This is a genomic window from Streptomyces sp. NPDC059037, from assembly GCF_042740015.1.
Classification (GTDB): domain Bacteria; phylum Actinomycetota; class Actinomycetes; order Streptomycetales; family Streptomycetaceae; genus Streptomyces.
In genome coordinates this window covers 59979-67533 of the sequence record NZ_JBHYIG010000012.1, presented here as the reverse complement: position 1 = coordinate 67533, position 7555 = coordinate 59979, and the positions used below count along the sequence as shown (strand labels likewise).

Genomic DNA, 7555 nt, shown 5'->3' with positions numbered 1-7555 from the left:
CCGCGCCGGGGGGGGGGCTGCCCCGGCGCCGCCGCGGCGGGGTCCGGTGCAGGCGGCGCGGGGGCGCCGCCCGGCAGGACGCGGGCGTTGCCGAGGAGTGCTGCGGCGGCTGCGGGGCGGCGGGCGAGCCAGCCCCGGCCGGGCCGCGGGGACGGCTGCCGTGCGGCGGTGTGGGCGCGGTCCGCCGCGGGACGAGCGCGGCCACCGCCCGGCAGGACGCGGGCGTTGCCGAGGAGTGCTGCGGCGGCTGCGGGTCGGCGCGCCAGCCAGCCCAGGCCCGGCCGAGGGGGAGACTGCCCGGCAGCGGCAGCGGCAGCGGCAGCGGCGTCGTCGTCGGTCCGGTCCTCTGTCGGGCGTGCGCGGCCGCCGCCCGGCAGGACGCGGGCGTTGGCGAGCGTGGCGAGGAGCGCCGCGGCGGCGAAGGCGAGCCAGGCGTGGCGCCACCGCCCGCCCTGGGCGGCCAGTGTCAGCGGCCCCGCGAGGGCCACGGCGAAGGCGGTGCCGGTGGCGATCGCCCCCATGGCCCGTTCGCGCCGGTCCGGGGGGAGCGTGCGGTCCACGGCGTCGGAGTAGGGGGCCCACACCCATCCCGGGCTCGTCCCGGCCAGGACAAGGCCGGCGGTCAGCGTGATCGGCCCGTCGGCACAGGCCACCAGCGCCATGCCGCCGGCCGCCGACAGGCCGCCCGCGACGACCAGAGGGCGCGGCCCGAGCCGGGTGACCAGGGCGCCGACCAGCAACAGGGCGGCGATATAGCCGACGTAACTTGCGCTGGCGATGAGTCCGACCAGGGAGAGGGGCAGGTCGAAGGCGCGCCGGAACTCGGGCAGGAAGAGGCCGTAGCCGTAGCGGGCGAAGCCGAAGGTGACACCGACCGCGGCCATGCCGGCCAGGCTGACCCGCCACTGCTCGGGCATCCGCCCCGCCCGTCGTTCCTGCCTCATGACCTGCCGCCTTCCTGGCCGTGTGTGCTCGCAGTGATCAGCCTGCGGCGCGGCCCACGGCCCGAACCAGTGGCGTGAACGTCAGGGTCCACTAGATTTACGACATGGCTTCCGACCGGCAGGCACACACCTCCCGCCCCGCAGACACCTCTCGCCCCGCACGCCCCTCCGGCTCCGCCCTGCGCGTGGCCGTCGCTCTCCTCTCGCCGTCCTCCCTCTTCGAACTGGCCGTCCCCTGCGCGGTGTTCGGCCAGGACCGGGGCGAGATCCCGTCCCCGGGATACGAGTTGGCGTTGTGCCAGACCGTCCCCGGCGCGCACCACGCAGCCGGCGGACTGCGCCTGGAGAGCTCCCACGGCCTCGAAACCCTGGCCGAGGCGGACCTGGTGATCATCCCCGCGTGCGTGATGGGCGAGTACGAGCCACCGGCCCCGCTCCTCGACACGCTGCGGGCGGCGCACGCTGCCGGGGCCCGCGTGGCATCGCTGTGCTCGGGGGTGTTCGTCCTTGCGGCAGCCGGTCTGTTGACGGGCCGCGAGGTGGCCACCCACTGGATGTACGCCGACGAACTGCGCCGCCGTCACCCGGAAGTGACGGTCGACGACCGCGCCCTCTACATCGACGACGGATCCATCCTGACCAGCGCGGGCACCGCCGCCGCGATCGACCTGTGCCTGCACATCGTGCGCCGCGACCACGGCGCGGCGGTGGCGGCGGAGGTGGGCCGGCGGATGGTGGTGGCCCCGCACCGCGAGGGCGGCCAGGCCCAGTACGCCCGCCCCAGGACCGCCACCGCGGCTCCGCCCGCTCCGGGTACGGGACTTGCACCCGTCCTGGACTGGGCGCTCGCCCGGCTGCATGAGCCGCTGGCCATCGCCGATCTCGCGGGCCGAGCGGGCATGAGCGTACGCACCTTCGAACGGCACTTCGCCCGCGAGGTGGGCGCCACTCCGTTGCGATGGCTCAACCAGCAGCGCGTCACCCACGCCCGCACCCTCCTTGAGACCACCGACCTGCCGGTCGACGCCGTCGCCGAACGCAGCGGCCTCGGCACGGGAGACGGCCTGCGGCAGCACTTCCATCGCCTGATGGGCACCACTCCGGCCGCCTACCGGCGCACCTACCGGGGAACACCCGGCTGACGGGCGTCCCGCCGCTCTTCTCCGCGAGCCGGGCCGCTCGCCGCGTCAGTGATCGGCGCGACGGGCGTGTCGGCGGCCCGCACCCAGCGCGGCCCGTCCGGCCCGTACACGGCACGCGGCTCCGGGAACGCCGCGAGCAGGAGGAGACAGACGATCGCCGCCACGGCCGCGCCGAGCGGCAGGCTGATGTCGGCGCCGCCCGCGAGGCCGCCGAGCGGCCCGACGAACTGCCCGGGGATGTCGGTGAACAGCACGCCGGTCACCGCGCCGGTCCACCAGGCCGACATGCCCCGCCAGTTCCAGCCGCGCGTGAACCAGTAGCGCCCGCCGTGCTGGCGGCGGGTGAAGACCTGGAGCGCCTCGGGGTCGTACCAGCCGCGCCGTGTGACATAGCCCAGCATCATGACGATCATCCACGGCACCGTGCAGGTGATGATCATCGTGGCGAAGGTGGAGATCGCCTGGACCAGGTTGAAGCCGAATCGTCCTACGAAGATGAACGCGATGGACAGTACGCCGATCAGGACGGTGGCGCGCACCCGGCTGAGCCGCGGGAAGACCGAGGAGAAGTCGAGGCCGGTGCCGTACAGCGCGGTCGTCCCGGTCGACATGCCGCCGATCAGCGCGATCAGACAGACCGGCAGGAAGTACCAGCCGGGCGCGATCGCCAGCAGCCCGCCGACGAAATTGGGGGCGGCCGGATCCAGATACTTCGGGGCCCGCTCGGCGATGATCGCCGCGGTCGCCAGGCCGAAGCCGAACGGCAGCACCGTGGCGAGCTGCGAGAGGAACGCCGCGCCCATCACCCTGCGGCGCGGCGTATCGGCCGGGATGTAGCGGGCCCAGTCGCCCAGGAACGCGCCGAAGGAGACCGGGTTGGAGAGCACGATCAGCGCGGCGCCGATGAACGAGGGCCAGTACAGGTCCTGGGTGGCCCGGTCGGCGTCCGGGGTGAAGATTCCGGCGTACGAAGGATCGAAGTCACCGGCGAAGGCGAAGAGGCCCAGGACGAACAGCAGGGTCGCGGCGATGACGGCGACCTTGTTGACGAGCAGCATGAAGCGGAAGCCGTAGACGCACACGGCGAGCACAAGCACGGCGAAGACGGCGTACGCGCAGCCGTACGCGAGGTCGCTCTCCGGCACGCCGAGCAGCCGGTGCGCCCCGCCGATGAGCGCGTCGCCCGAACTCCACACCGACAGCGAGAAGAACGCCACGGCGGTGAGCAGGGAGAGAAAAGATCCGACGATCCTGCCGTGCACCCCCAGATGCGCCGACGAGGAGACGGCGTTGTTCGTGCCGTTGCGCGGCCCGAAGACCGCCATCGGGGCAAGCAGCAGGGCGCCGGTGAGCAGCCCGAGCAGCATCGCCGCGAGCCCCTGCCAGAAGGAGAGCCCGAACAGGATGGGGAACGCGCCGAGCACACACGTGGCGAAGGTGTTGGCGCCACCGAACGCGAGCCGGAACAGATCGAGCGGCCCGGCGGTGCGATCCGCGTCCGGGATGCGCTCGACCCCGTGGGTCTCGACCTGGGTGACGGACGGCGGCGAATCCTTGGACACGGGCAGCTCCCTGGAGGACGGCAACACGGCGCGCGAGAGGCGGTGTTGGAGGTGCAGGGAAGGTAGAGGCCGCGGGCCACACCGCACCAGTGCCGGATTCGCACTGCGCACGGCGGTGTGATGGACGATTCGCACACTCGCCGGGCGGGGTCATCGCCCCGCGAGGCCGCCGCGCGGACCCGCCGCCGGGATCACCCGGCAGCAGAAGCGAGTTCGCGTACCACGGTCATGTCGTCGAAGGGCAGCAGCAGTTCGCCGACGATCTGGTGGGGCTCGCTGCCCTTGCCGGCGACCAGGACGACGTCGCCGGGACGTGCGGCGGACAGCGCGCACGCGATCGCGGCGTGACGGTCGGCCACGCGGTGGAAGGGTGTCGCGGTGGACGTCAGGCCGGGGACGATCTGGTCCAGGATGCGCTCGGGGTCCTCGTCGCGCGGATTGTCCGTGGTCAGGACGCACAGGTCGGATTGGCGGCCGGCGATCTCGCCCATCAGGGCTCGCTTGGTGGTGTCACGGTCGCCGCCGCAGCCGAAGACGGTGATCACCGCCCCGGTGGCGAAACCGCGGATCGTGGCGAGGACCTTCTCCAGCGAGTCGGGGGAGTGCGCGTAGTCGACGATCACGCAGACGCCCCGCGAGGTGGTGAAGCGCTCCAGTCGGCCCGGAGTCGGCGGCATCCGGTCCAAGGCCTCGACAAGCGCCGGGAGTTCATGCCCGAGCAGATGGCACGCCGCGAGGGCGGCGAGCGCGTTGGACACCGAGAAGCGGCCCGGGACCGGGATCGCGGCAGGATACTTGCGGCCGTCGTGATGGAGGGTGAAGCGGCTGCCCACCGCGTCCACCACCAGATCGCTCGCCCGGTAGTCGGCCGGCGCGTCCAGGCCGTACGTGGTCACCGCGCCCGGCATCAGGGCCAGGATCTCGGCGCTGACGGGGTCGTCGGCGTTGACCACCGCGCGGTCGCACAGCCCGCCGAACAGGCGCAGCTTGGCGTCCTTGTAGTGCGCCATGGTCCCGTGGTCGTCCAGGTGATCCTGGGTGAGATTGGTGAACACGCCGATGTCGACGGGTACATGGTCGAGCCGCTGCTGCACCAGACCCATGGACGTGGCCTCAAGCACCACGCAGGCCGTGTCCCGGTCACGCATGTGCCCGAGCAGGTAGTGGAGGTCCGGCGACTCCGGCGTGCTCAGCACCGACCGCGGCATCGGGATCCGCTCCTGGCCGATCCGGCTGCCCGAGGTGCCGATCACCCCCACCTTCGCGCCCTCCGCGAGACGGAGAGCCGACTCGACCATGTACGAGACCGAGGTCTTGCCGTTCGTACCGGTGATCGCCACGACATCCATCGCACGCCCCGGCTCCCCGTAATAACGGGAGGCGGCGAGCGAGGCCGCAATCCGTGTGTCGGGCACGCGCACCACGCACGCCTGCCCGGCCGCCCCGTCCCCCGACACCCAGCCGTCCTCGACGAGCACCGCCACCGCTCCCCGCTCCAGGGCCCGAGCGACGCCCCCGGGCCCGCCCTCCTCGTGCCCGGGAACGGCGATGTACAGCGAGCCGGACCTGACCTGCCCGGCGTCGAAGGTCATCCCCGCGGTGACCGGCACGCCCGGGTCACCGTGCAGAACGTCGTGGTCGTGCCCATGGAGCAGTGCGCTGAGCTTCATATCTGTCCCCTCGAAGGCGGCCGGCGGCACGCCGCGCATGCCCGGCCCGACAGGCGAGGGCGAGGGCGACGGTGAACCGGAATCCGCGGTGTGACGCGTTGGGCGAGCGGGCCCCGCAGGGGGATATCTGCGTGCGGGCCGAGGGCCGGGACGGCCGAGGATCGCTACCTGTGTGCCGCACGGCCGGCCGGTCGCGTCGGACGGGATCCGGGCCGTGGAGGGCTGACCACAGGTGGCCGGGCGGAGCAGGGGCCTGCCCGACACCGCTTCAGTGTACGTGCGCGGCGGCTCGCCACCGCCGTGTCGGAAACCCGCTGGTTCCGGGGCCGCCGTCCTTCCTACGATCACGACCGGTTCATCCGTCGATGCCACACAGCCCACCCCCGCCGTGCAAGGGAAAGGACCGCGTGACCCAGACCGAGGACACCGTTCACCTGCTGCGCGAGACGCTCGGCGCGGACCTCGTCGGCGGCTACCTGTACGGCTCGGCCCGGCTGGGCGGGTTGCGCCCGTACAGCGACATCGATGTGTTCGCCGTCGTCGAGCGGCCGCTGTCGGAAGGGCAGCGGCGGCGGCTCGTCGAGGGGCTCCTCGACATCTCCGCCTGGCCGCCACGGGGCGAGACCGCGCGGCCCGTCGAGCTGACGATCGTCGTGCGGCGCGAGGTCAGCCCGTGGCGGTACCCGCCATGGTGCGAGTTCCAGTACGGGGAGTGGCTGCGCGATGAGTACGAGCGCGGGCGGCTGCCGTCGCCGGTGCCGAGCCCCGATCTTGCGCCCCTGATCACGATGGTGCTGATGGCCGGGACGCCCTTGGCCGGACCGCCGCCGGGCGAGGTGCTGGCCCCTGTCCCGCGTGCGGACCTCACGCGCGCGTTGTCCGCCGGTGTGCCGGAGCTCCTTGCTGACCTCGCGGCGGACACCCGCAACGTCGTCCTCACGCTGGCCCGGATCTGGATGACCCTGGCGACCGGGACGATCACCTTCAAGGACGCCGCGGCGGACTGGGCCATCGCCCGGCTCCCGGAGGAACACCGGCCCGTGCTCGCCCACGCGCGCGCCGTGTACGTCACGGGGGAGAGGGAGCGCTGGGGCGAACTCCAGCCGCTGGTGGGCCCCTGGGCCGCGTACGTCACTGAAGTGATCGAGGAGCTGGCCGCGGCGGGCACCGGCTGACGCGCTGCCTTTCAACTGCCGTTGTCCGGATGCCTCTTGACGTGAATCCGTCACTCGGTATGGTCTAGGCCAACGGCGGCGGGCGTCATTCCGGATAGCCGCAGCTCCGGTGTGCCGGTGCGCTCCTCGCCGCTCAACCCCCCACCACACGGCGGTCGGCCGTGCCCCCGGCATGCCCCGGTCCGCCCAAGGAGTGATCGCTCATGCGTCCTCGTGCACTCGCCGCCACGCTGACCGCGACGGCGTCCGCCGCCGCCCTCACCCTGCTGACCCTCGCCCCCGACGCCTCCGCGGAGAAGCCGGACGCGAAGGAGCGGGCCGCCGCGGAATTCATCGTCAGCGAGGCCCAGTTCAACCAGATGTTCCCGAACCGGAACTCCTTCTACACCTACAGCGGCCTCACGGACGCGCTCAGCGCCTATCCCGAGTTCACCGGGACCGGCAGCGACACCGTGCGCAAGCAGGAGGCCGCGGCCTTCCTGGCGAACGTCAGTCACGAGACGGGCGGCCTGGTCCACGTCGTCGAGCAGAACACCGCCAACTACCCCCACTACTGCGACAGTTCACAGTCCTACGGCTGCCCGGCCGGCAACGACAAGTACTACGGCCGCGGCCCCATCCAGCTCAGCTGGAACTTCAACTACAAGGCGGCGGGCGACGCCCTGAAGATCGACCTCCTGAACAACCCCGACCTCGTCCAGAACGATCCGGCCGTGGCCTGGAAGACCGGCCTCTGGTACTGGAACACGCAGAACGGCCCGGGGACGATGACGCCGCACAACGCCATGGTCAACGGCGCGGGCTTCGGCGAGACCATCCGCAGCATCAACGGCAGCCTGGAATGCGACGGCGGGAACCCGGAGCAGGTGCAGAGCCGGATCGACAACTACACCCGTTTCGCCGACGTACTCGGCGTCGCCCCGGGCGACAAGCTGAGCTGCTGACCCGGCGTCACGGCTCCCGCTGTCCGCCGCCCCCCCGCGCACCCCGCGGCCGGGCCCGCCCTTTTGATGCCAGGGTTATGCGGCGCGCGACAGCGGGGCCCGGCCGCGGGGGGGGGCC

General features: G+C 72.6%; 6 protein-coding genes. 3 read left to right on the top strand and 3 right to left on the bottom strand.

The window, feature by feature from the left end:
- On the bottom strand, nt 1-944 hold a 944-nt coding region (locus ACFWY6_RS04895), incomplete at its 3' end, for an MFS transporter (protein ID WP_384686425.1).
- A gap of 104 nt (nt 945-1048) precedes the next feature.
- Between ACFWY6_RS04895 and ACFWY6_RS04890 the strand changes: the two genes are divergently transcribed.
- A complete protein-coding gene (locus tag ACFWY6_RS04890; RefSeq protein ID WP_384686423.1) occupies nt 1049-2086 on the top strand; it encodes a GlxA family transcriptional regulator in 1038 nt (345 codons plus the stop codon).
- Here the strand turns inward: ACFWY6_RS04890 and ACFWY6_RS04885 are convergent.
- Complete coding sequence (locus ACFWY6_RS04885; RefSeq protein WP_384686421.1) at nt 2065-3648, bottom strand: purine-cytosine permease family protein; 1584 nt, start codon at nt 3646-3648, stop codon at nt 2065-2067. The genes ACFWY6_RS04890 and ACFWY6_RS04885 overlap by 22 nt on opposite strands.
- Nucleotides 3649-3839: 191 nt before the next feature.
- Complete coding sequence (locus ACFWY6_RS04880) at nt 3840-5318, bottom strand: UDP-N-acetylmuramoyl-L-alanyl-D-glutamate--2,6-diaminopimelate ligase (protein WP_384686419.1); 1479 nt, start codon at nt 5316-5318, stop codon at nt 3840-3842.
- A gap of 407 nt (nt 5319-5725) precedes the next feature.
- On the opposite strand from ACFWY6_RS04880, the gene ACFWY6_RS04875 reads away from it, so the two are divergent.
- Together ACFWY6_RS04875 and ACFWY6_RS04870 are read left to right on the top strand one after the other, a co-directional pair.
- Nucleotides 5726-6493: an aminoglycoside adenylyltransferase family protein gene (locus ACFWY6_RS04875; RefSeq protein ID WP_384686417.1), complete on the top strand. Its 768-nt coding sequence runs from the start codon at nt 5726-5728 to the stop codon at nt 6491-6493.
- 203 nt (nt 6494-6696) lie between these two features.
- Nucleotides 6697-7437 carry a chitinase gene (locus ACFWY6_RS04870; protein WP_384686415.1) on the top strand — a complete coding sequence of 247 codons (741 nt, stop codon included), beginning with the start codon at nt 6697-6699 and terminating at the stop codon, nt 7435-7437.
- Nucleotides 7438-7555: the final 118 nt, after the last annotated feature.

Bases quoted from the DNA above. Each gene is read 5' to 3' on its own strand.
- ACFWY6_RS04890 (WP_384686423.1), top strand. From the start codon at position 1,049: ATGGCTTCCGACCGGCAGGCACACACCTCCCGCCCCGCAGACACCTCT.
- ACFWY6_RS04880 (WP_384686419.1), bottom strand. From the start codon at position 5,318: ATGAAGCTCAGCGCACTGCTCCATGGGCACGACCACGACGTTCTGCAC.
- ACFWY6_RS04870 (WP_384686415.1), top strand. From the start codon at position 6,697: ATGCGTCCTCGTGCACTCGCCGCCACGCTGACCGCGACGGCGTCCGCC.